At 34.4% G+C, this 890-nt stretch carries 1 protein-coding gene; it reads left to right on the top strand.

The window, feature by feature from the left end; all coding sequences use genetic code 11:
* The first annotated feature begins 309 nt into the window (after positions 1-309).
* Positions 310-591: a transposase family protein gene (locus tag QI30_RS21320; protein ID WP_126992089.1), complete on the top strand. Its 282-nt coding sequence runs from the start codon at positions 310-312 to the stop codon at positions 589-591.
* The last annotated feature ends 299 nt before the right edge of the window (positions 592-890 follow it).

Genomic DNA, 890 nt, shown 5'->3' on the forward strand with positions numbered 1-890 from the left:
AAATCAACAATAAAAGCGTGATAAAAGAATATATTTTTTGTTTGTGTAAATGACCTCTTTTTTTCTGATAAATTAAGAATGAAAAGCCAATTATTCCAAAAATACAACATGCTGTTATAATCCAAGGAAAAAGACCCCTTATTATACTTGTTACGTCCATTGATGCATTCCCCTTATAAGGTGTAAACAAATTATTATATATAACTGTATTTCGCAAGCTAAATTAGGTTCTTACACATAGTCAGTGAATGCTTACATACATCACTACCCGGGTATAGGATCTGAAAAAGACGTGTACCGTATGCTCACATGCTTTTTTATTTCCATTCACGATCCAAATCCGCTTGTTGTCCTAAATGCCAAGAACTCAGCACGCGTCGACATAGTAGCACGAAACGAAAAATTCGCGACTTACCTATTTCAGGAAAAAAAGTCTTTCTGCATCTGCGCTTGCAGAAATGGTTTTGCTTGAATGCTATGTGTAGCACGATTATTTTTACGGAAATAACTGCTGCACCAGCCTATCAGCGTAATAAAAGAAATCGAAAAAAGGTTATAAAGGGAGTTACTCCACTGTTAGAAAAACTGTAGAGCAACTAAAATTAAAAAAGGATACACTGGTTTCTACTACGAAAAAAGTTGGAAATAAAAGAATAATACTTTGTTTTGGCGTTTCTATGAACAGTTAACTGAAAAAGAACATCAAGTTTTACAATCTACTTTAATTGCTTATCAGGGTACACAACCTGTCTATGCATTCGTTCAGCTATTTAGAGCAGCCTTTTCAGAAATCGATCTTCAAACGTTTCTACAACTTACTTAGAGCGTCTTTACCGTGCTTTTCGACATTTACCTGGTGAGAGATGCTTAAATTTAAGTTCTAAACGATA

The organism is Candidatus Kurthia intestinigallinarum (assembly GCF_003991225.1).
Lineage (GTDB): Bacteria > Bacillota > Bacilli > Bacillales_A > Planococcaceae > Kurthia > Kurthia populi.

What these genes read in the sequence shown, in the direction of transcription:
- QI30_RS21320 (WP_126992089.1), top strand. Translation starts at nt 310, where the DNA reads ATGCTTTTTTATTTCCATTCACGATCCAAATCCGCTTGTTGTCCTAAA.